We start from the raw sequence: 23,103 nt of genomic DNA on the forward strand, positions 1-23,103 counted from the left end.
ACCAGCAGGAGGTTATGTCATCATCTGAAGAATACTTTTGGCCTGTGATTTTGTCAGTCCGAGCATTCGATGCGCCAGAGGTTTTCCATCCTCCAGAATCGGCTCCAGCTGGTCGAGACTGGGCCTTTCCGTATTCTCGAAGAAGAGGCCCGTGTATATCTCATCACCCCAGATCATCGCCTTCTCGCACGCGGTTTTCCAGTCGCTGGGATCATGTCCTTCGTCTTCCAGGTGCAGTACCCGCTGTTTGAAGAAGGCGTGGGTATTCTCATGATTAAACGTCACGCATGGACTGAAAATATCGATCAGCGCAAAGCCTCTGTGCCGGATGCCCTTCTTGATCAGGTCCACAAGGTGTTTGCCCTCACTGCTGTAGGCTCGGGCCACGAACGTGGCCCCGTTCATGATGGCGGAAGTAATAGGATTAACAGGGAACTCAACACTGCCGAAGGGGGTACTTTTTGTCTTCATTCCCCTGCTGCTGGTGGGGGATATCTGTCCAGTGGTGAGTCCATAGATCTGGTTATTCATCACCAGGTAGGTGAGATCGACGTTTCTCCGAGCCGTGTGCACGAAATGGTTACCGCCTATGCCATACCCGTCTCCGTCCCCCCCTGTGGCGATGACTGTCAGGTTGTGATTCGCGAGCTTGGCACCTGTGGCAACGGCTAACGGCCGGCCATGGAGCGTATGCATGCCATATGTATTCAGAAATCCGGGAAGGTTCGACGAGCATCCAATTCCGCTCACCACCAATATCTCGTGGGGATAAAGTCCCAGCTCAGAACTCGCCTTTTTCAGGGCAGTGAGCACCCCAAAATCCCCGCACCCTGGACACCAATCCGGGTCTACCTTTCCTTTGTAGTCCTTGGGCGATAGTCTGACCTCCGCGTCCATTTTTTCTTGCTCAAGTACGGTGATTTCAGTCATCTGTTTTGCCTCTCTATACTAAAAGTTCGTGCTCAGGAACGTATTTCTTCGTTTTCCCAGATAAGATCGCCTTCACGCCGTCTGTGATGTGATGTGGCATGAACGGTTCACCGTCGTATTTGCGAATGTGTCCATCCACATCGACACCTGTTTCACTCCGCATGTAGCGATAAAAGAGACCCGAATAGTTGTTCTCCACGATAATCGTCTTCTTGCAGCCAGCAAGAATTCCGATCACCTCCGTGGCGTGAAAAGGGACGATCCACTTGATATGTAAATGATTGGCAACGATGCCTTGGTCGTTGAGCTGCTGGATTGACTCGTTGATCACTCCGTGAGTTGAGCCCCATCCGATCAATGTGATATCGGACTCTGGACCTTCTAAACGTGGCCTATCGACCTCCTTGTCAACGTCAGCCATCTTTCGCATGCGTTTCTCCATCATCAGCTTCCGTTTTCCCGGGTTTGTAAACTCGTCACTAATGAGAACCCCGTCCTCGTCCTGTTCATCGGTAGCCACCACATGGCTGTACCCCTTGAGTCCGGGAAGGGCTCGAGGGGAGATCCCACTTTTCGTGATCTTATAACGCATGTAGCTGTTGGACGGTGCCGGCTCGGTGATCAACTCCCCCCGGTCAATCTCGGGCTGGAGATTGATAAGGTCAGGATCGATAGTAGACGTTTCATCGGCCGAGAATTCGTCTGAAAGGAGGATGCCGGGACACTGGTATTTATCCACCAGGTTAAACAGTTGGGGAATCGTATCAAAGGCGTCCAGGGGATTCTTGGGCGCCACGATAATGCGTGGATAGTCCCCCTGACTCGCCCCCAGTGCCTGCCAGAGGTCTCCCTGTTCGGTCTTTGTGGGAAGACCCGTGGAGGGCCCCCCTCTTTGAGTGTTCACGATGACCACGGGTATCTCCATCATGCCGGCACTTCCTATTGCTTCCGTCATGAGGGCGAACCCCCCTCCCGATGTGGCACACATGGCGCGGCATCCGGAATGGGCCGCTCCGATGATCATGTTGATAACACTGATCTCATCCTCCGCCTGACGAACCATGATGTCGAGGTCCCGGGCATGCTGAGCCATCCAGTGGAGAATCCCGCTTGCAGGGCTCATGGGATATGCAGCATAAAACTTCACTCCGGCGGCGGCGGCGCCCATGGCAATTGCATCGTTTCCTCTCCATATGGCCAAGGGCTTTGATCCCGTGGGTACGCTGGCCGGATAGGGCTTAAAGTTTTCTCCTGTGTAGCCATAGGCGGCTTTCGCTACGTTCACGTTGGCGTTTACCACCTCCTCCCCTTTCCTCTTGAAATACTCATTCAGTACTGATTCCAGGGTCTCAAAACCCATTCCAAGAAGATTTACCACGGCAGCAATTGCTACTGTATTCTGGACCAGCTTGTTCCGGTCGTTGTTCGACAGCACTTTAACGGGCATAGGGCAGAATTGTATGCCGTCATTCGCTTCCCCGGGTTTTATGGTGTCACTGTTATAAATCACCCACGTGCCGGTACTCATATGTTTGAGATGCCGGTCCATGGTGTCCTGATTGAGAGCAATGAGGACATGGAACGTGTCTCCATGATTTCGCACTTCCGTATCGCTGGCACGCACGGTGAGAAAACTGTGGCCGCCTCGAATAATCGATTGATAGGCATTATGAGCAAAAAAGTAGAGGCCGCTGCGAGCAAAAATCTTTGCCAAAATATTGCCGGGAGTCGCGATCCCCTGCCCTGCCGCCCCTCCGACGGCGATTACAAAATCAAATTTCCGTGAGCTCATGAGTAGATTACTCCTTACGAGTGGGCTCCCGAGAGAGACCGCGCTCCTTCATTAATATAATCGGACCAATTTCGTCCCCCGGCGCCGGCTAAATTAATACAGGGATGTTCTTATGTCAAAAGGCAATTGCGAAGTCGATTTTACGCTCGCACCGATCGTCTGATAGTGCCATAATGGTGACTCCTCGATAAGTTAAATACATGTAAGTTCTTAGTCCATAATATTGGAATTAAGGATCTGATTTCATGATACGGTCTATCATCTGCATTTTCGTCCTTCAACTCTTGGGCAAAGCTCAGAATCCGGACATTTCGTCCAGGCTTGTCGCCGACGGTTTTGTGAAGCCCATATACGTCACGTCCCACCCGCAAGACGCCGGGCAGCTCTTTGTGCTGGAGCAAAAGGGAATCATCAAGATTGTCCAGGATGGAGAGGTTGTCTCAAAACCGTTTTTGAACATCACCGACCGGGTACATAATCCCATCACGCCCGGAGATGAACGTGGACTATTAGGGCTCGCATTTCACGGGGATTATGAACGAAACGGCTATCTTTACGTCAATTATGTGAATAAGAAGGGTGAGAGTATCATATCCAGGTTTGAGACTTCCCGGCGTTCCCGTGAGGTGGATCCCACGTCAGAAAGTGTTCTGATTAGACTGGCACAACCCTTTTCCAATCACAACGGAGGTCACCTGGCTTTTGGCCCAAAGGATGGATATCTCTACATCGCTTTAGGAGATGGAGGGAAGTTGGGTGATCCTTTCAATCACGCACAATCTCTCGATAATCTTTTCGGAAAGATTCTGAGGATTGATGTAGACGGAAGTGGGCCCTACGGAATACCACCGGATAACCCGTTTGCGAATAACCCGGAAGTGAGGGAAGAGATCTGGGTGTACGGTTTGCGCAATCCGTGGCGGTTTTCCTTCGACCGGGCCACGGGGGACATGTACATAGGCGACGTTGGACAGGATACCTGGGAGGAAATAGATTTTCAATCATCAAAAAGTCCCGGTGCCGAAAACTACGGTTGGCGCATTATGGAAGGTAATCACTGCTACGACCCGCCAGCGGGCTGCGGCCAGGCGGGCCTCATAAAACCGATCTGGGAATATTCCAACGATGCTGATTATATGCGCACTCTGACTGGAATGTCCCAGCCTGAAGTCAACGGCTGTTCAGTGACGGGGGGCTACGTTTACCGGGGTAAACGCCTTCATGATCTTCAAGGTACGTATTTCTTCGCTGACTATTGTTCCGGTAACATCTGGAGTTTCCAATTGAATGATAACAGGGTCACCAATTTCCGCGATAGGACCCGTGAGATCAATTTAGGTGGTGGGGAGTATACGACCTACGTCTCTTCCTTCGGAGAAGATGCCCTGGGAGAACTATATGTCGTTGATTATAATGGAGGCGTATACAAGATCGTTCCGGCGGAATAACCAAGGTGTTTGAATTACGGACACCCGTGAGTACTTTGCGTAGAAATCATTTTCACTACCCAAGCGTGAGCTTCAACTCTCAGACCTGGAAGCAAGGATTCGATCCGACGGCAAGACAGTGGGCAGATGGAGGATCAGTAGGGGATTGTCGGCATGTTTACCTGCGTATCAGAGCAAGGGCTATGGATTTTACCGGGGAGATTTCAACGGGTTGGCCGTTCGGTACAGGCAGTGTGGACACAAGTAGAGATCCGGGTCAGCACGTTTGGACTTATGAACCTAAGCAGAAGGAGGATATCATGAGTGATAGCGTTTACAAGATTGTAGACCTTGTGGGAACGAGCGAAAGCTCCTGGGAGGATGCGGCAAGAAACGCGGTGGAGACCGCCAGCAAAAGTCTCAAGGATTTGAGAATTGCAGAAGCCACCAAGCTGGACATGAAAATCGAGAACGGCAAGGTAGTTTCCTACCGGGCCAGGGTCAAGCTTTCGTTCAAGTATGAATCCGGGAAATAACTTCCCCGTTCATACCCTTTTATTCCCGCCATCTAGCCGAAATTCTCGATCGGTACTCTCTTTCATGTGAGAATCACACCACTGGAGGTTTTTCATGGGATTTATGAAACCTGACTTCCATCAGTTCTCAGAGGACAGGATGCTGCACCGCTCCGCAGACTTTTTGTGCAGCATGAAATTGAGGCGAAGCGTGAGAGATTTTTCGGGCAAGTCTATTTCTTTCGACGTCATAAAGAACATCGTTATGACAGCGGCCTCAGCGCCGTCCGGAGCCAACAAGCAACCTTGGACTTTCGTCATTGTAAAGGACTCGAAAATTAAGAAAGAAATTCGGATGGCAGCCGAAAAGGAGGAAAAGGAGAATTACGAGCACCGCTTCACAAGAGAGTGGCTGGAAGACTTGAACCTGTTTGGGACCGACTGGCACAAGGAGTTCTTGGAAAAGGCCCCGTACCTTATTGTCGTTTTCAAACACAGTTATGACAACGTGAATGGAAAGCATCGGAAGAATTACTATGTCAACGAATCTGTAGGTATCGCCGTGGGTTTCCTGTTGACCGCAATCCACAACGCGGGATTGGTTGCGTTAACCCACACTCCGAGTCCCATGGGATTTCTCTCAAAAATCCTGAGAAGACCGCCCAATGAAAAACCCTATCTGCTCATTCCTGTAGGCTATCCTGAGGACGATGCGGAAGTGCCCATCATAACAAAGAAGAGCTTCCAGGAGGTGGTAGAGGTCTGCTAGAGGGTCCGCTATTCAAGAACACGTATGTTTCTTGACCGACACATATCTTTAAGAATTGTGGGCCACACGGTAACGCTCACCTCCCCAAGATGGGCTTTCTTGAGCAAGAGCATGTAGGTTCGCGATTGTCCAATCCCTCCTCCCACACAGAGAGGAATTTCATTATTCAGGAGAGCCTGATGATAGGGCATTTTGAGGAAATGCTGTTGTTTCGTGATTTCCAGCTGTTTTCTGAGAGTCTCGGCGCTGACTCTAATACCCATGGATGTTAGTTCGTGACGTCGGCGGGTGATCGGGTTCCAGACCAGGATGTCACCGTTTAGACCATGCATGGGCCGTCCGTCTTCCGAGGTGGTTTCTGTGACCCAGTCATCGTAATCGGCTGCCCTCATTTCGTGGGGATAACCGTCTTTTAGCGTCCAGCCTATCCCATAGATAAATATGGCCGGGTATTCCTTCAGGATTTCAGTCTCCCGGGCTTTGCGAGCCAGCTCCGGGTACCGGTCGAGAATATCCTCCGCGTGAAGGAACGTTAACTCCTCTGGCAAACCGGGATATCTGTCCGTTTTCAACTGTGGATACATCTCCTGGACAAACGTCTCGGCCCCCTTGAGAACTTTCCATAACTTTTTGACAATAGCGGTGAGGAAGTCCAGGTTGCGTTGTTCCTCTGCGATTACCAGCTCCCAGTCCCACTGGTCCACATACGCGCTGTGATCGTGGTCGAGAAAATAGTCTTTTCTTACCGCTCTCATATCGGTACAAATTCCCTCTCCCGCTTCCATTCCAAATTGTTTTAGGGCCACCCTCTTCCATTTGGTGGCAGCTTGAACAATTTGGGCATCGATGGGATGCTTGTCGTAATCATTGGAGATATGGAACTGAATGGGGGCACGCGACCCGTCGCGGTCCAGATAATCGTTCACACCGCTTTGTACATCGACGATGAGAGGGACCTGTACCATCGTGAGATTGAGTTTTTTGCACAGGTTCTCCTCAATATAGTTCTTCAGAGCGTAGAGCGCTTTCATGGTCTCTTTTGGGGTGAGTAGTGATTGATATTCTTCGGGCAGGATTTTTTCCAGTTCATCATAATCCCCGATTCCTGGTCCGGCAAGATCATCCTTTTTCGATGGTGATGTCATAGCGCCTCCATAAAGTTGTTTTCGTATGCTTTAGTGGGTAGATGTTCGTGGGATATCTACAAAGTTTACGAATAATCAGCTTACAGGAACAAATGTCCTCGTACTCAGAAGAAGAATGTAAAATCTTATGCGATTGTCGGCCACGTTCTCCTCGTAAGGTCATCCAGGCCGTAATTTCTTCCGTACTTCTTCCCGACTAAATCGGGATATCAACAGAAGCTCCGGTTGAATCCCGCCCGGGCGGGACCCGCCCGTGTCCGCTGGAGCCACGGTGATCCGTGAAACTCGCCCGCCCCATTTTTCTTGCTGTCCATTTTTCGTCCTTTTCTTGCGTAAGAAAAGGACAGGAAAAAGGCACCGGGTATTCAGTGAATAAATGGAAACCCATCAACAAACCGGCTATAATAAGACCACAAATTTCTACATGCTTCGGCAGTCAGACTTTCACTAAGCCGGCCGGATATTGCCACCCATATTCCTTGAATCTCATTCCGGTGACGATTAGACTTAGTGGCACAGTCGGGAGGGCTGCATGAAAAAATCCCGCGAGGGTCGTGACTGGGAACAGTACTATCAAGAGGAAGAGGTTGAATCAATGCCCTGGTTCCATCCCCGGCTCGACCATGATCTCGAGAATGCGCTGGCACGATTCAACATTCGGTCGGCCGCTGTGCTGGATCTTGGAACGGGCCCCGGAACCCAGGCTATTGCCCTGGCAAAGATGGGTTTTCAGGTTACTGCCACTGATGTTTCGAAAACGGCTGTGGCCAAGGCGAGAGCAAGGTCTCTACAAAAGGGAGTTTCCGTCCATTTTGTGCATGATGACATTCTCAAAACAGGACTGGAAAGGGAATTTGATTTTGTTTTCGACCGCGGTTGCTTTCATGTCCTTGAACCTCATGACAGGCCAACATACGTTGAGACCGTCCACGATCTGATCAGGCCTGAAGGTTTTTTGTTCCTCAAATGCTTCAGTCGCCTGGAACCGGGTGAGGAAGGTCCGAACCGGTTCAGTCCTCACGAGATTCGGGAACAATTTCAATCTTCCTTCAGGGTCGAATCAGTCAAGGAATCGAAGTTCATGGGGAATAGACGTCCGTACCCCAGAGCGTTGTTTTGTCTGATTCAGAGGGTTTGAGGGACTCGGGTCATAAGACTATTCGAAGAGGGCCTTATACTTTCCGTACCCCTTTTCTTCCAACTCCTCTTTTGGGATAAACTTAAGGGCCGCTGAATTGATGCAATAACGTAGTCCGGTCGGATTGGGGCCATCGTTGAATACGTGGCCAAGATGGGAATCGGCCTGCACACTTCTTACTTCCGTTCGCAGCCTGAGCAGGCTTCTGTCTTCTTTTTCCACCAGGGCATCGGAGTCAAAGGGTTTCGTAAAACAGGGCCACCCCGTTCCGGAATCAAATTTGTCCAGAGAGCTGAAAAGAGGTTCCCCGGAAACAATGTCCACATAGATCCCTTCCTTTTTGCTGTCCCAGTATTCATTATCGAAGGGTCTCTCTGTTCCTGATTCCTGGGTAACTGTATACTGCAGGGAAGTTAACTGCTTCTTTAGCTCTTCATCGGACGGTTTTTGGAACCCGGAAGTTTTCTTCAGAGATTTCCCCCACGTTTTCTCAAGGTATTCATCCCGACCAGAGCCCTTTCTGTACTGTTTGTATCCCACTGTATGTTTTTTGTAATAGTCCTGGTGATAGTCTTCTGCTTTCCAGAATTTGGAGTAAGGGAGAATTTCGGTAACGATGGGCTGGCTAAATCGTCCTGACTTCCCGAGCTCATGTTTTGATTCCTCCGCCAGCCGCTTCTGTTCCTGGTCGTGGTAGAAAATGGCCGTTCGGTACTGAGAACCCCTGTCTGCGAACGAACCTCCTGCATCCGTGGGATCAATTTGTCTCCAGAAAACATCAAGAAGTTCTGAAAAACTGACCTTGTGGGGATCGAAGATAATTTGAGCCGCTTCAGTGTGACCCGTGTTGCCAGTAGACACTTCCTCATACGTGGGGTTTTCCTTGTGTCCGCCGGAATACCCGGCAATGACTTCCTTTACTCCATCAAGACTTTCAAACGGATGCTCCATGCACCAGAAGCAACCGCCAGCGAGGGTGGCCTTCCTAAATCTGGCAGAATCGTTTTCCATTTTGGAACTCTCCTTTTGCTTCTCTCCACCGGTCGCGTCGGAGCCCCCCATTGCTACAAGAAGCAGACTAATGGTGAACCAGCTTATATTTTTCATTTCCGAGCCATACCGCAAACTGAGCACCGCGCTAAAATAAAGGAAAAGATAAAGCAGAACCAGGGGAATTCTTCCCCACCCATTGACTGCCCTGTCCTAGAAGCAGTGGTGCCGGACAAAAGCGAATAAATGTAGTTGACTCTTTCCCTGAAAATGTGGATTTTTGATTCTCCATTTACGAGGGTGTGAGGTCAACAAGAAAAGAGAAGATAAGAACCATGCGGTTCTCCGTATCCGTACTCACAGGGTTCATGAAAAGGAGGCTCATATGAAGCCGCTCAGATTCTATGTCGTTTCGAGTTTACTGTTGATTACCTTAACCATTCCGGGGATGGTACTCGGCCAGGGAGTCACCACCGCCAGCATAAACGGTCTCGTCACAGACGAAAAAGGCGAATCCCTTACCGGGGCAAACATAGTTGTGGTTCATGAACCCAGCGGCACCCAGTATGGAGCCGTCGTCAGAATCGGTGGTCTGTTTGATCTACTGAATCTTAGAGTTGGTGGCCCATATACGGTTACGGCGTCTTTTATCGGTTACCAAACACGTAAGGAAGAAAATGTTTTTGTGAGCTTGGGGCAGACGGTAAGGCTCGACTTCCGTCTTATAGAGGAAGCCATCGAGATGGAAATGATTCAGGTGGTGGCGGAACAAGATGAAGTCTTAAACAGTGGCAGAACCGGAGCAGCAACATACGTAAGTCCCGACCAGGTTGCTCAACTGCCTTCAATCAAGCGGAGCACGAGGGACATAACAAGACTGGATCCCCGCAGTGACGGTAATTTCAGTTTTGGCGGGAGAAATTGGTTGTATAACAACATATCCCTCGACGGTTCGTACTTCAACAATCCCTTCGGTTTAGATGATCCAGCAGTGGGAGGACAGACCAATGCTGAGCCCGTCCCCTATGACGCCATTGAGCAGGTTCAGGTTTCCATCGCTCCATTTGACGTTCGGGAAGGCGGGTTTATTGGTGCCGGTATCAACTCGGTAACGAAAAGTGGCACCAATCGATTCAGAGGATCGATCTACAGTTTCTTCAGGAACGAAAGCCTGATGGGGAATAAGGTTGGTGGTGAGGACGTTATTGCCAACCCGGATTTATCGTTTAATCAGTCGGGTTTTACGCTGAGTGGTCCCATTATACAGAACAAACTGTTCTTCTTTATTAACGCGGAACTGGAGCGGAGAGATGATCCTGGGACGAACTTTGTGGCTGACAAGGGTGGCAATGTGGAATTCGGGGAATCACGGGTTGAAGCGTCGGTCATGGACGAAATCAGTCAAATAATGAATGACGTCTACGACTATGATACGGGACCCTACGAAGGATTTATCCATGAGACAGACAACAACAAGCTCCTTTTGAAGCTGGACTGGAACATCAATGTTAACCACAACCTGACCTTTAGATATAATATGTTGGACGCGGTGCGTGCATTGCCTCCACACGGGTTTGTTCTCAGTTTCAACAATACTGGCCGGGGACCCAACTCAAGCAGCCTTCCCTTCCAGAATTCGGGGTATAAGATAAACAACGAGCTCAATTCCTATGCCCTGGAAATCAACAGCACGTTTGGTAGCAAGGTGGCCAATCGGCTCTTTTTTAGCTATAACAGATTCCGCGATTTCCGCGATCCCTTCAGTCGGGATTTCCCCACCATTGAAATCGGGGAGGCGGGCGTGACCTACACGACAGTGGGGCATGAACCGTTCTCGATCCACAATATCCTTGACCAGGATGTTATTCAGGTCACGAATAACCTGAGCTACTTTATGGGCAAGCACGTTCTGACAGCCGGGTTCAATTACGAACGGTTCAAGTTCTTCAACTCATTTAACATATTTCGTCACGGGCTATTTATGGTTGCAGGGGATTTAGATTATCTGTTTCCTGGTGCCGGGTTCTTGGATTTCTTGGGTGCCACGACGTTTTCATCCCTGGATAATTTCTTCGCCCGTACGGACGAGGACAGTGCTGACTTTTATGACTTCAATGCCTTAGCTGACTGGAACGTCGGCGGTTCCGGTCCATACAAAGGTGAAGAAATCGACGTGGCCCAGTTGTCCGTTTATGGTCAGGATGAGTTCTGGCTGAGTGACAACGTGAAAGTGACGGCCGGTCTGAGGATCGATATTCCACAATACAACACAGAGCCGGTAGACAATCCCTTTTCCCGGGAGTTGACTCTGCTGGATGAGAACGACGAATCTGAAACGGTGGACCAGAGCAAGCTGCCCGACGCTTCACCGCTTTACTCGCCTAGAGCTGGTTTTAACTGGGACGTGAATGGAGATCGTTCCTTTCAGATTCGGGGCGGCACCGGTGTCTTCACCGGTCGGCTCCCCTTCGTCTGGGTGGGTAACGTGATATCGAATCCGGGAGTCAATCTCAACCTTTATCCAACAATCTCGGAAGACGAGGCGCTGGATGATCACCTCACGGATGATGGTGACGGAAGGCAGGGAGGACTTGAGGGTACCAAGTCTGTATTGCAACAGTCTTTTGATCTCAATGGCATCGATGCGGATTTCAACTGGCCGCAGGTTTGGACCACCAATTTGGCCGTAGATAAACAGCTGCCTGGAAACATGCTGGGAACGTTGGAATTGCTATACGGCAAGGACATCAACGCCATCTATATGCGGAATGCTGACATGATAAAGCCGGACCGTACACTGAAGGACGGACGACCGTACTTCACTGATGGGGATGGTGTCTTTGAATTGAATCCCGATGGGGGTGCCGGGGTCTACGTTCTTGACAATACGGACGAAGGCTACAACCTGACGCTGACGGTTCAGCTACGCAAGCAGTTCGAGAATGGACTGAATACCAGTCTGGCATACACATACCTACAGGCAAAAAACAACCTGAAATCTACCGAGATTGCCAGTGTCTTGTGGCAGAATCAGCCGGTTCAAGGTGATCCCAACAACCCAAGAATCAGCTGGTCTGAATTCGGAAACCCCCACAGGATCATCGGTAGTGCCAACTACCGTCATGTATGGTCGACAAATATGGGTACCAGTGTGGGTCTCTTCTTTGAGATGGCGCAAGGGAACCGGTATATTTATTCTGGAGGCAACCGATATTCCTTTATCTATTCCGGCGACGTGAATGGGGATGGGTATGGGGGTAACGATCTCATCTATATTCCCGAAAGTGCCAGTGACATAAATCTTGATGACCCCGATGACTGGGATGCCTTAGACGCATTCATCAAACAGGATGATTATTTGAGTGAACATCGTGGAGAGATATCCGAGAGATTTGGCGCCATAAATCCGTGGTTCAGTAATATCGACCTGAGGGTACTTCAGGACTATTCAATGGATCTCGGAGGTCAAAGACATACGGTGCAATTGAGCCTTGATATTATGAATGCGGCTAACCTGCTAAGTTCAAATTTTGGCGTACGGAAAGTGGCTAGCCCGGCAGCGACTTCACCCCTTAAGCTGGTAGGCTGGACGGACGGCGGAGAGCCAATCTTTGACTTTACCGGACCTTCCGAGACGTACATAGACGATCCGGGTGAGTTTTCGCGTTGGCGGGTTCAGCTCGGCCTCCGATATCTCTTCTAATCACCCGGATTTGACCTCCGACATTCTGTCTGGCTGATATTTACTGAGATCGCAAACCCACCTGGCGTTCGATCCCTGCCTTCAGCGTCGCTTCGATCTGTGCACGGGTCTTATCCAGTCACCATCCAACGTGATCAGATCGGCTCGAGCCAGCGTTGATGCGTCCTCCGGAGTGTCTCCTGCTGCCCTGATGACTACTGCGATGAGTTTTTCTCAGGTACGCCCTCTGTAGCGCACGGCGAAAACTGTTAATGTCTGATGGTCGAGAAAGTTCAGACCGGATCGCATTTCGCACCCCCTGAAACATCTCAAGCATGGTGAACGGTTCTTTCCGTTCATCATACATACCTCAATCCCATATCCAAAAGCCGGCTCAAGAGAATTGGGTCATAGAGATGGTTCAGAGGCCGGACCGTCTCAGCACGACTAGAAAAGGAAAAAGTTGGCACTTGTAGAACCAAATTGACTTAACCAGGTACAAGAGGAATAGATGTGGTGACCTGCATGCTAAAAGATGTGCCAATGTTTGAGTTGGCGAAAAGTGGTCGAAGGAATGGGGCTAGTCAAACACAGTATCTTAGGAGTACTTACATGAAACGTTTTAGTGGAAGTATCTTAATCGTCCTGGCCCTCATCATTTCCGCGAGCAGGGCCGAACAGCAAAACACTCAGCAAAACATTCAGAAAACGCTTAACCGGTTAGTATCAGCGCTGAATCAGCATGATTTTGACGCGTTAGCGCCTTATTTGTCCGCAGATTTTTCTTTTAACGGATATGATGGTAAAATGGGGCGAACGATTATGCGTCAAATAGTCGCGCAATATCCCAACACCATTGAATCTATTATGATTCAGAAGTTCGAAGAAAAAGGTCAACAGTTTATCGTGTCAGCAGAGTTTGTCTTTCAAAGTGAGCGGGATATAAAAGAATTGATTTTGTCGAGTGACTATAAAATCGTACAGGCACCAATTGTACAGATCCAGTTGGCGAGCTATCCAAGTAAGCAAAATTCGAAACATTCTATAACACCGTCGCTAAATGAGGTAATTCCGGCAAAAATAGTGGCCCCCTTCCGCCTGCTGGGCCGTCTAATTTCCGTGGCGGCAGAAATTGAAGGTGTGCGAGGCAATTTTATGATCGACAGTGGTACGAGTGACTTTGTTTTGAATGCAAAACGTTTTCACCAGCTGGCGGAACAAGCCCAGCCTGCAGACCGGACACCACATGGAGCCGGTGGAGCGATCAGAGATGCCAAATGGGTTGAGGCATCCGGTTTTAAATGGCAGAATGCCGAACTCAGTTTGGTTAAAGCCCAGATATTGGATTTAACCCATCTGGAAGAAAACATAAAGACGGAAATAGTAGGGATTATCGGGGCGAATTTCCTGCAGAACTTCACAATAGAATTTGATTTTTCCCATAAAACACTTACGCTTTTTTCAGAGAACCCGATGGATTCTTGGCAAACAGCACCCAATCAAGTGATAGATTTCACAATGGTTAACCATATTCCGGTCATTGACGCCCAAATTGGAAATTACTTCTTGCGCTTGGGGATTGATTGCGGCGCAGAAGAAGCCATGTTATTTTCGAAATGGGAGGAGCCGCTCAACACCCATTATGAATTCCTGAAAAATGACACTCTCAAAGGAGCCGATACGAATTTGCAATTGGTGAAGACTGTACGGTTAGATATGTTTAAGATTGGCAAAATTCAATACGAAAATCACTCATTTGTAATAGGCGATCTAAAATGGGGGCATGAGTCAATCATTGATGGTTTGTTAGGCTACGAGTTTTTGAGTCAATTCAGGACAGCAATAGATTTTCAAAACCGAAAATTATATGTCTGGGAACCTGTGAATGACTCCGCAAATTGATCCGTATCTTTATGACTATCCCGGATACCACTGACCTTACCGCCAGAGGTTGTACCAGTTTTAAGTTAGGCGAGATGTGGTCCAAGGAATGGGGGCTGGTCACACGCTAAAAGTGGGCCAGTCATATACTTACACCGTTCGGAACACATTCTGTTTGTGATTTGGTTCATGGCAGCTGAAGAAGAGATACTCATCCAAAAGCACCACCAAACTGTGATTGAAAAACGACCGGGAGTGGTCGGTCTTCGTGCAATCCAACAAGGTAGACACTCATAAGTCCTGATACCACTTTCCCAATTCTTCGCCGATCAAATGCGGATTGTCTTCCTGTAAGAAATGAATCCCTTCACCTATGTCAACCGTTTGAAGATTCTTCAGGTTTTGCTTGCACCAATCAAGCGTTCTGGCGTTGATGATACCGCCGGGCGTGCCGTAAAAGAGCAGTTTTGGCAACTCAGACTCCTGCAGCTTTTGACTGTAGTTGGATATCAACTCATGCATGTCGGCCGGTTTGCCGTCGATCGGAATTTCGCGGGGCCATTGACGCACCGGTTTGCGGCTTCTGATCGTCATGTAGGGTTCGCCGTAGCAGCTCTTTTCTTCTTCAATCAACTCGCGGACAATCGATTGTGGTAATATCTTCTTGAGAAACATGTTCATGACGCCAATCATAAGCCAACCAACACCGGGTGTACGCATTAGCTTAAAACCCACTTTGAAACCGGAAGGGAAGTCCGCCCAGATCATCGGCTTCACCATCGACTCCATAAAAGTGATTCCCTTGATGTTGTCCTCGTGTCTCATGGCATAGTGGAAACCAAGCGCGGAACCCCAGTCGTGAATAACAAGAGTGATGTTGGACAACTCTAGCTGCTCGATCAACCCTTCAATATATTTTGAATGGTCAACGAAGCGGTAGTCGAGATCAGGCTTGTCAGATTTGCCCATGCCGATCAGGTCAGGTGCAATACATCTTCCGTGAGGTACTAAGTAGGGAATAATATTGCGCCACAAATATGAAGAAGTTGGATTACCGTGTAGGAAAAGAATTGGATCTCCAGAGCCCTCATCGATGTAATGCATATTGGCGTTGTGTATCTCAATGTACTTGGATGCGAAAGGAAAATCAGCCGAGATTTCTTTGAATGTCTTCATTTATTACTTCTCAAAACTAATACTTAATGGATTGACCTGCACCCCAAGAGTTGCACCATGACCATTAGACCGGAGGCTACCTCTGCTTCCGCTTTGCTTCCCACCTGTCCAGCCGGGTGAGGCCGCCACTTCACGTGTGTTCCGTGACGGGTTTGCCTCTCAAGCGCCCCACCAACTGGGGCACGGCGCGCATCTCTCAGCCAGGTACCGCAAGCACGGAGGCCACCACATATGAGATCCCAAGATAGCCCAGCACCAGTAGTAACTCGGTAGCAATTATCATCGTGACGATCTCTGCCCACCAGACACCGTTGATCAGGTAGTCGCCCAGGCTGCTCAACACCAGCAACCCAACCAAGCCGTAGCGCGGCCATTGTCCGAAGTCACGCCCGAAGCCGATGTTCACTACTTCATTTACAAGCCATAAGGTGAAGGCAAGTCCGATCCAGAGGGGTATGTTGCCGATGCTGATTACCCCACCGGGGCGAAGCGCAGTCAGTGGGCTGATGAGGAACAGAATCACCAGGCCCGAGATTAGGCGCAACCCCCGCCCGATGAGGCCGGGCCGAAAAAAGGTCCCTGCTTGCTGCAGTTCAAGAGCCATGGTAGCGGGACTCCAATGTGCCCTTGCGGCGCGAAAGGTACAATCGGAAGCTGGTCTCGGACAGGGCGGTCGGCTTAGCACATCGCTCGAGCGGATGCTCAAACAGCGCGCAAAAAAGGCGATTGGATTCGAACAAGTTGATGCTGGATAATAGTTGAAGCAAGCGTCGGGCGCTGCTCAGCTCGGAGCCGTTAGTTTCCATACTACCACGTGGTCAAAGGGTTTGGTCTGAAATTAGGAGAAACCTATTGTGAGCGTCAACTTTCATTTGTCTTGGCTTTTTGAGTTTCAAGCGGAGGGTTGTAAATTTCTTCCGTAATGTTTTCCAGGCGCGCAAATAACGGTTTGTACACAGCATTCGCGTTTCTCTGCACCTCAGCATCCATGGCCTCCACAATTAGGGTTCCACAGGATCAACTGACGATTCAGGAAGGGATCGACAGTTCAATTGATGGGGATACGGTGTTGGTAGATACCGGGAGATATGTGGAGAATATCAATTTTAATGGGAAGAACATTGTGGTGGCGAGTCTGTTGCTGGTAACAGGCGACACGTCCCATATCTCCCAGACCGTGATCGATGGAAGCAATGGGGCCAGCACGGTAACGTTCGAGAGCGGGGAGGATTCATCCGCGGTCCTAAGAGGGTTTCATATCACCAATGGGAAAGGGGCAGAAGTTAATAACCAGTATTATGGTGGTGGAATTTCGGTCATTAATTCTTCCGGTCCCCGTTTGGTCAGTCTGCTGATCAGTGACAATGCAACAGACTATATAGGCGGCGGGATACTTTGTGAGGATGCCGCACCAAAGTTGACAGATGTGACGCTTAGCCGTAATGTGGCCTATTATGACGGTGGTGGGATTTACTGTAGTAATTCCGTCGTTAGTCTCGGGGATGTGGAGGTGAGGCATAATACGGCTGACCTGGGAGGTGGGATTTATTGTGATAATTCCGAGTTGAGTTTGTCCAATGCGACTTTTTGGGGGAACAGTGCCTCAGCGGGAGGCGGGATCTACTTTCTTTCATCTAATTCCACGTTGGAGAACGTGAAACTGAGGGACAATTCGGCTGAACGGGGTGGGGGAATCTTCTGGGTTGATTCGAATCCCGTCTTTGATTCCCTACATAGATGCAATATTTACTCGAATCACGCTAACGTGGGCAGCGACCTATACGCCTATGAACCGCCTGTCATTCCGGTAGTGGTGGACACTTTCACGGTCATGAATCCCACCAGCTATCACGCATTCTTCCGGAACAATTTCACGTTTGATATCCTCCATGCCAAGATAGAACAGGTCGAATCCGATTTATATGTGAGCCCGGATGGAGATGATACTCATAACGGTCTATCCCCATCGAGTCCTTTGAAGACCCTGTCGTATGCCCTTTCGATCATTCTGGCCGAAGATCGGCATCCTCACACAATATTCCTCGATCAAGGGACCTACAGCCCTTCCACCACAGGAGAAGCCTTTCCCCTGAGTGTGCCAGGTTTTGTCTCACTGTCGGGGGAATCTACAGACGATGTCGTTCTAGACGCTGAGGGAGAGAGTGGGGTGATAAATTTGGGTCAGGCTGAAGGGGTTCGCCTTGAAAATCTTACTGTCACGGGTGGTTCTGCCGTGGTTGGAGGAGGGATATACAGTAGTTCATCCAGTCCAGAATTGGTTAATGTCACAGTGAGTGGGAATGTGGCTCATTATCTGGGTGGCGGGATATATTGTACAGATTCCAGTCCAATTTTGGTGAATGTTACGATGAGCGGCAATGTGGCTGATTACGGAGGCGGGATTTATTGTACCAATAATTCCAGTCCGGTAATTGCGAATAGCATTCTGTGGGATGATTTCCCCGAGGAAATCAACTTTTTTGCCTTCGGGGCTGAAAATGACGTGGCGATCTTCTACAGTGATCTTCAGGGTGGAGAGAATGGAATTGTTACGAATGAGAACGGATCGGCAAACTGGGTTTCGGGCAATATCATGGCAGACCCCTTGTTTGCAGACCCTGATGGCGGTGATTTCCACCTCCAGGAAACTTCCCCCTGCATCGATGCCGGCACAGCGTTCCTGGTTTTGGAAGGGGACACACTGGTACTTCTGCCGGATACTGCTTACGAGGGCAGCGCCCCTGACATGGGGGCGTTTGAATCACCCCAACACCCCGTGGGCGCTGTAACAGAGGGGACCTTACCCGCCGAATTTGCTCTCTACCAGAACTACCCCAACCCTTTCAATGCTATCACCACGATTGAGTTATCGGTTCCCAAGAAGCGCCGGGTCGTGCTCACGGTTTACGATCTCTTGGGAAGAGAAGTCAAGACGATTCTGAACCGGCCCATGGAGGCAGGACAGCACGAACTTCGGTGGAACGCAAGCGAAGTCCAGTCCGGCATCTATTTGGTGAGGATGCAGGCCGGGGATTTTATCCGGACTCGCAAGGTAACCTTGCTTCGCTAGACGTCATTTTCCGTGGCCCTCAAGAAGAGAGTGGAACTGGCAAATGATTAACGTTGATTGTCCCGACATATCGTTGCTTGATAACTAACTACGTCTGACGGGGAATTCGTCAGCTCAGGTTTTCCTCGAAGTCCGGGCAACCGTTCTCCCCTGCGTTGCTTGACTCTGATCCCTTGAACACCTAAACTCACCTGTAAGCTGGGGGATCCTCTAGTTCACCGGGGCTTCTCTTACCTGTACAGAGAATTCGAATCTAATTATTGATAAAGAGGAGGAGCAATGATGGAAAGATTCTTGATTCAATCGCGCCACGACCCAGGCGACTGACTGATGATCTTGGACCAGGTTCTGGCACAAGGATATCTGACCCATTTTGATTGGGGATGCGAGAGTGAGAACCATTGCGGATGGGCGATAATAGAGGCGGAGGACGAAAGCCAGGCACGTATGGTTGTCCCCACGCTACTAAGGGGAAAAGCTGAGGTTTTCAGGGTGACAAAGTTCGCACGTGAGGACGTTGCGTCTATGCATAACGAACATTAGGGCGACAGAAGAAGATTCCCTGTCTGAATGATCATCGCCCCGATCTTTCGTTACTGACTAAGCCACACATAGATCATGTGTGTCCCCGCAAGAATCAGGAGAACACCCCACAGGAATCTCCTTGTGAGAATCTTTGGGTCTGTCTCAACAATGTGGTCGGTCAATCTCTCGATTCGTATGACGACCTTCGGGGCAATGATCAATAGAATGCCGAAAAGACCCACGAAGATTCCCGTAGCCAGGAAAAACATGTTAATTCTCAACTGAATTCCTCAGGTCAATCTTGAGCCTGTCCACTACCCTCTGGTCTCAATTCTTTTGAAATCCGCTTCACCGTTTCGTAAGAGCCATCCAGGATCTCCAATGAGGTGTCTGTCTTCTGGATGAGATGACTCTTTTCGGGTACCAGGTCATGTCATTTCACGTCGTACTGGAAAACTCGTACATGCGGAAGAAGAGTACAACATTTTGCAGAACTTTTCAATATCAATTCAGGTTTTATGCACTATATTAGGTCTCAATAGCATGGAGCGAACCATCTCCTGATGGTTCAGCATCATCGGGAGATGATGCAGTCCACATTCAAGTGCAGTGTCGTGCTAAGAACTTAACTATTTGCAGGTTATTACCTGGGTGCGTTGCCGTTGCGGCAGGCAGGCGATGACTCGTTAACGAATTAACCCATGGTGCACTAGCCGCACCGGGAGGGATTTTGGAATTAAAACGAGCAGATGTTGTACTCACCCGTGGCAGTTCATTTCTTAGCGCTCTCATCCGGTTCTTCACTCGAAGCATTGGGGAAAAACGGACAAAGGTCAATCACGCTGGCATTGTTGTGGAAGGCGGACCGGTGGAGGCGGCTGTTGTTGTAGAGGTCTTAAGTCGCGTGAAGCGCCACAAGCTGTGGGACCGGTACGGTCCTCCGGGCAAGTATTCAATTGCGGTCTACCGGGAAAAGAATCTCTCCCGGGGCGAAGTCGAAACAATTGTCGGTGCGGCGGAAAGCTATGTTGGCCGCAAGTATGGCTACTTGAAGATTGTCGCTCACCTGTTGGATTGGCTGCTGCTGGGCGCCTATTTCTTTCGGCAAATTGCCAGAATGGACAAGTACCCGATCTGCTCCTGGCTGGTCGCCCACTCCTTTAGCAAAGGGGGTAAACATTTCGGAGTCCAACCTGGGGCAGCCAACCCTGATGACATCTGGGATTTTATCCAGGAGCATCCGGACATTTACGAAGAGATCCATCCCCTCAGACCGCTCGAAGTGACTGGTGACAAGTGACGCGTAACGAGTTACGAATCACGTCGGAGCGAAGCGCAGATCCCGATGAACATCGGGGCATCACAAATTACGTCCGGAGAGGGCAGGCTAGGAGATCCGGGTGTAGCCATCAATGAGCTCTTGCCTTCGGAAGCAGTTCAATGTGTGATCGTTAACCATTCCCGTAGCCTGCATGTGCGCATAGCAGATCGTGGATCCCACAAACTTGAACCCTCTCGGGCGGAGATCATCACTCAGCGAATCGGATTCGGGACTGGTTGCCGGGTAATCGGTCAAGGTTCTGATTTCATTCACAATGGGCTTGCCATCCACGAAACGCCAGACATAGGCATCGAAGCTGCCAAATTGATCCTGGATGTCCAGAAACTTCTGGGCGTTGTTGATGGCCGCCCGCACCTTCAGCCGGTTGCGGATGATGCCGGGATTCCCCAGAAGTGACTCAACTTTCTTCTCGTCGTATCCGGCAACTTTTCTTGGATCGAAATCATCAAAAGCGATTCGGTAATTTTCCCGCTTCCGCAGCACGGTATACCAGCTCAGTCCTGCTTGTGCCGCTTCCAGGGTAAGAAACTCGAACAGGAGCCGGTCATCGTGAATGGGAACGCCCCATTCTCTGTCGTGGTAATGGACGAGATCTTCTTTGTCCAGGTCTACCCAGGGACACCGGGGTGGTTTATCCGTTTTGGCCATCCTTCATGTTCGTTAACGTTACACGGTTAGTGGCTCTCTTCTCTTCAAACGCACCTATACAGCCTTTGCATGACTTTTAATCACCGACAGTAATTTAGGAAGCGTAAGGCCATTGTCAAGTCTGGAGTTGACAAATCATCAGCGGCAGTAGCCCCGCCGCTGGCGGGATTTCCGCTGCGCTCCAACAGTAGGCAGGGGCCGCAAACCAATTAACCAATCACCAATCAACCAGTTACCCAGTCACCTAATCACGAGGTAGCAGTTGGCAGTAGGCAGTAGAAGATCCAAGAACCAAGAATCAAGAGAATAGACACCAGTAGGCAGTGGCAGCAAACCAGTTAACCAATCATCAATCAACCAGTTACCCAGTCCCCTAGTCCCCTAATCTCCCAGTCACCTAATGGACGAGGTCACGGCCCTGATAACTGACCCTGGAGAAAAACTTAGGACGAATGTCCAAACCATCTTTAATTTTTCGACTTTAGAAGACCTCTTTTGGGGTTTTCTTCGTGGAGCGGTGGTGATACCAAAGAAGAGAATCACAGCAAAAGGATTTGGACAAAAGTTATGATGAACAGCCATATTCGTTTCCAGAGGGCGTCGATTTTTCTGGTTCTTCTTGTACTATGTTCTGGGGAGTTTGTCCATGGCAGGGATCTTTCCGACCCGCGGGACACCCACTTCACCTTGAAGCGGGCAATCGCTGTGGCCTTCGAAAACAGCCCCACTTTGAAAGAAGCCCGGCTCAACCTGACTATCGCTGACGAGCAGGTCCGGGAAGCATGGAGCAACGTGTTACCGCGGCTCTCGACTAATGCGTCCTATTCCCGAAGCATCATAGAACAGTCGATTTTCCTCCCGGCTGTTTTTTTTGACACCACCGCGAGCAGTGATGATCAGATCTCGGTGAAAGTGGGAGCCGACAACATCTGGGGGGCTGGCGTAACGCTGAGCCAGCCCCTGTTCCACATGGCGGCTTTCATCGGCGTGGGCGCCGCAGGTCGGGTTCGGCAGCTGCAGTCAGAGATGTTGCGGGGAACCATTCAGCAGGTAATCACGCGGGTGCGCCAGGTCTACCTCAATGCACTGCTCAGTATTGAAGAAGTTCAATTGACTGAGAAAAGTTTGCAGCGTGTCCGCCAATCACGAGAAGAAGCCCAAGCCCTGAACCGTGCCGGGATGGTAAGCGACTATGATGTCCTGCGCCTGGAAGTCCAAGTGTCAAACCTGGAGTCACAGTTCCATCAGGCACAGATAAACCGGGACGCTGTCAGGCGCAACCTCCTTGTGGAGCTGGGACTCCCCCTTGAATTGGACATCACCCTTGAAGGTCGCCTCAGTGAACTGGACCTCCAGGAGGCGGCTCTCAACACACCAGGCAACCTGGTCCTTTTGCATCAGGCGGGCTTCAGCGATGATACCACCCCACAGTTTCAGCAGGTATACGAACGGGCGCTCCGGAACCGAAGTGATCTGCGGCAGATAGAGATCAATATCGCTCTGGAAGAAGCTCGTCTGGCGGCTCAGCGAGCGGAATACTTCCCTTCCCTATCGTTCTTTTACAATTACAGCTTAACTGCGCAGGAAAACTTGGCCCCCGATTTTTTCGGTGAAAAAGCTAGCCAGCGGAGCGACTTTGCCATTGCCGGCATCAACGTGGAGGTACCTCTGTTCAGCGGCTTTGCACGGAATGCCCGGATACAGCAGCAGAGGGTCGTGGTGCGTCAGGGTGAAATTCGGCAACAGCAGCAACAGCAGCGGGCTGAAAGCCGTCTAAGAACTCTGCTGTCCAGTCTGGAGGGTGCGAGGTACCGTGCGGAAAGGCAGCGCCAGGCGCTGGAGCAGGCTCGACGGGGATACGAGATTGCCACCGCACAATATCGCACGGGAGTAGGTTCCCAGCTGCAGATCACCGATGCTGAAGTGGCCCTGCGCCAATCGGAATTCAACTACTCCCGGACCATGTTCGACTACCTGACGGTTCGCACACAGCTGGACGCCGCCGCGGGAACCGTGCCCGTAAGTCTGGACGAACTTGATTCTGACCTGAACACCCGCCACTAATGAGTTTAA

18 protein-coding genes are annotated in these 23,103 nt (G+C 50.1%); 10 read left to right on the forward strand and 8 right to left on the reverse strand.

All coding sequences use genetic code 11. From position 1 onward, the window contains the following. Window positions 1–12 precede the first annotated feature (12 nt). Both V3U24_10490 and V3U24_10495 read right to left on the reverse strand, forming a co-directional pair. Window positions 13–930 carry a thiamine pyrophosphate-dependent enzyme gene (locus V3U24_10490; GenBank protein ID MEE9167870.1) on the reverse strand — a complete coding sequence of 306 codons (918 nt, stop codon included), beginning with the start codon at window positions 928–930 and terminating at the stop codon, window positions 13–15. A gap of 13 nt (window positions 931–943) precedes the next feature. Further along, window positions 944–2,722: a 2-oxoacid:acceptor oxidoreductase subunit alpha gene (locus V3U24_10495; GenBank protein ID MEE9167871.1), complete on the reverse strand. Its 1,779-nt coding sequence runs from the start codon at window positions 2,720–2,722 to the stop codon at window positions 944–946. Window positions 2,723–2,967: 245 nt separating this feature from the next. Between V3U24_10495 and V3U24_10500 the strand changes: the two genes are divergently transcribed. From V3U24_10500 to V3U24_10510, 3 genes are all read left to right on the forward strand, one after another. Beyond that, complete coding sequence (locus V3U24_10500) at window positions 2,968–4,170, forward strand: PQQ-dependent sugar dehydrogenase (protein MEE9167872.1); 1,203 nt, start codon at window positions 2,968–2,970, stop codon at window positions 4,168–4,170. A 299-nt stretch (window positions 4,171–4,469) separates the two neighbouring features. Further along, window positions 4,470–4,685, forward strand: a complete 216-nt coding sequence (locus V3U24_10505) for a dodecin family protein (GenBank protein ID MEE9167873.1) — start codon at window positions 4,470–4,472, stop codon at window positions 4,683–4,685. Window positions 4,686–4,779: 94 nt separating this feature from the next. Further along, entirely contained in the window at window positions 4,780–5,433 is a 654-nt protein-coding gene (locus tag V3U24_10510; protein ID MEE9167874.1) for a nitroreductase family protein, read from the forward strand. Between the two features lie 8 nt (window positions 5,434–5,441). On the opposite strand, the gene asnA is transcribed toward V3U24_10510, so the two are convergent. Then, window positions 5,442–6,578: an aspartate--ammonia ligase gene (gene asnA / locus V3U24_10515; GenBank protein ID MEE9167875.1), complete on the reverse strand. Its 1,137-nt coding sequence runs from the start codon at window positions 6,576–6,578 to the stop codon at window positions 5,442–5,444. 532 nt (window positions 6,579–7,110) lie between these two features. Between asnA and V3U24_10520 the strand changes: the two genes are divergently transcribed. Then, window positions 7,111–7,716: a class I SAM-dependent methyltransferase gene (locus V3U24_10520; GenBank protein ID MEE9167876.1), complete on the forward strand. Its 606-nt coding sequence runs from the start codon at window positions 7,111–7,113 to the stop codon at window positions 7,714–7,716. An 18-nt stretch (window positions 7,717–7,734) separates the two neighbouring features. Here V3U24_10520 and msrB read toward each other — a convergent pair whose 3' ends face one another. Continuing rightward, window positions 7,735–8,823 carry a peptide-methionine (R)-S-oxide reductase MsrB gene (msrB, locus tag V3U24_10525; protein ID MEE9167877.1) on the reverse strand — a complete coding sequence of 363 codons (1,089 nt, stop codon included), beginning with the start codon at window positions 8,821–8,823 and terminating at the stop codon, window positions 7,735–7,737. Window positions 8,824–9,091: 268 nt separating this feature from the next. Here msrB and V3U24_10530 point away from each other — a divergent pair, with 268 nt between their 5' ends. After that, window positions 9,092–12,409: a carboxypeptidase regulatory-like domain-containing protein gene (locus V3U24_10530; protein ID MEE9167878.1), complete on the forward strand. Its 3,318-nt coding sequence runs from the start codon at window positions 9,092–9,094 to the stop codon at window positions 12,407–12,409. Between the two features lie 591 nt (window positions 12,410–13,000). Beyond that, window positions 13,001–14,290, forward strand: a complete 1,290-nt coding sequence (locus V3U24_10535; protein ID MEE9167879.1) for a pepsin/retropepsin-like aspartic protease family protein — start codon at window positions 13,001–13,003, stop codon at window positions 14,288–14,290. A gap of 270 nt (window positions 14,291–14,560) precedes the next feature. On the opposite strand, the gene V3U24_10540 is transcribed toward V3U24_10535, so the two are convergent. Then, window positions 14,561–15,445, reverse strand: a complete 885-nt coding sequence (locus V3U24_10540; protein ID MEE9167880.1) for a haloalkane dehalogenase — start codon at window positions 15,443–15,445, stop codon at window positions 14,561–14,563. A gap of 196 nt (window positions 15,446–15,641) precedes the next feature. Next, window positions 15,642–16,049, reverse strand: coding sequence for a hypothetical protein (locus V3U24_10545; GenBank protein ID MEE9167881.1), 408 nt, complete (start codon window positions 16,047–16,049; stop codon window positions 15,642–15,644). Between the two features lie 384 nt (window positions 16,050–16,433). Here V3U24_10545 and V3U24_10550 point away from each other — a divergent pair, with 384 nt between their 5' ends. Beyond that, a complete protein-coding gene (locus tag V3U24_10550; GenBank protein ID MEE9167882.1) occupies window positions 16,434–18,515 on the forward strand; it encodes a T9SS type A sorting domain-containing protein in 2,082 nt (693 codons plus the stop codon). A gap of 330 nt (window positions 18,516–18,845) precedes the next feature. Next, a complete protein-coding gene (locus V3U24_10555; protein MEE9167883.1) occupies window positions 18,846–19,058 on the forward strand; it encodes a hypothetical protein in 213 nt (70 codons plus the stop codon). A 50-nt stretch (window positions 19,059–19,108) separates the two neighbouring features. Here V3U24_10555 and V3U24_10560 read toward each other — a convergent pair whose 3' ends face one another. Beyond that, the gene (locus V3U24_10560; protein MEE9167884.1) at window positions 19,109–19,321 is read right to left on the reverse strand and encodes a hypothetical protein; all 213 of its coding nucleotides are present in this window, start codon (window positions 19,319–19,321) and stop codon (window positions 19,109–19,111) included. A 449-nt stretch (window positions 19,322–19,770) separates the two neighbouring features. On the opposite strand from V3U24_10560, the gene V3U24_10565 reads away from it, so the two are divergent. Further along, window positions 19,771–20,340, forward strand: a complete 570-nt coding sequence (locus V3U24_10565) for a hypothetical protein (protein ID MEE9167885.1) — start codon at window positions 19,771–19,773, stop codon at window positions 20,338–20,340. 87 nt (window positions 20,341–20,427) lie between these two features. On the opposite strand, the gene V3U24_10570 is transcribed toward V3U24_10565, so the two are convergent. Next, window positions 20,428–21,030, reverse strand: coding sequence for a DNA-3-methyladenine glycosylase I (locus V3U24_10570; GenBank protein MEE9167886.1), 603 nt, complete (start codon window positions 21,028–21,030; stop codon window positions 20,428–20,430). Between the two features lie 567 nt (window positions 21,031–21,597). Here V3U24_10570 and V3U24_10575 point away from each other — a divergent pair. Continuing rightward, on the forward strand, window positions 21,598–23,094 hold the full coding sequence (locus tag V3U24_10575; GenBank protein ID MEE9167887.1) for a TolC family protein: 1,497 nt from the start codon (window positions 21,598–21,600) through the stop codon (window positions 23,092–23,094). Window positions 23,095–23,103 lie beyond the last annotated feature (9 nt).

It is taken from the genome of Candidatus Neomarinimicrobiota bacterium (assembly GCA_036476315.1).
In the GTDB taxonomy this organism is placed as follows: Bacteria; Fidelibacterota; Marinisomatia; order Marinisomatales; family S15-B10; genus JAZGBI01.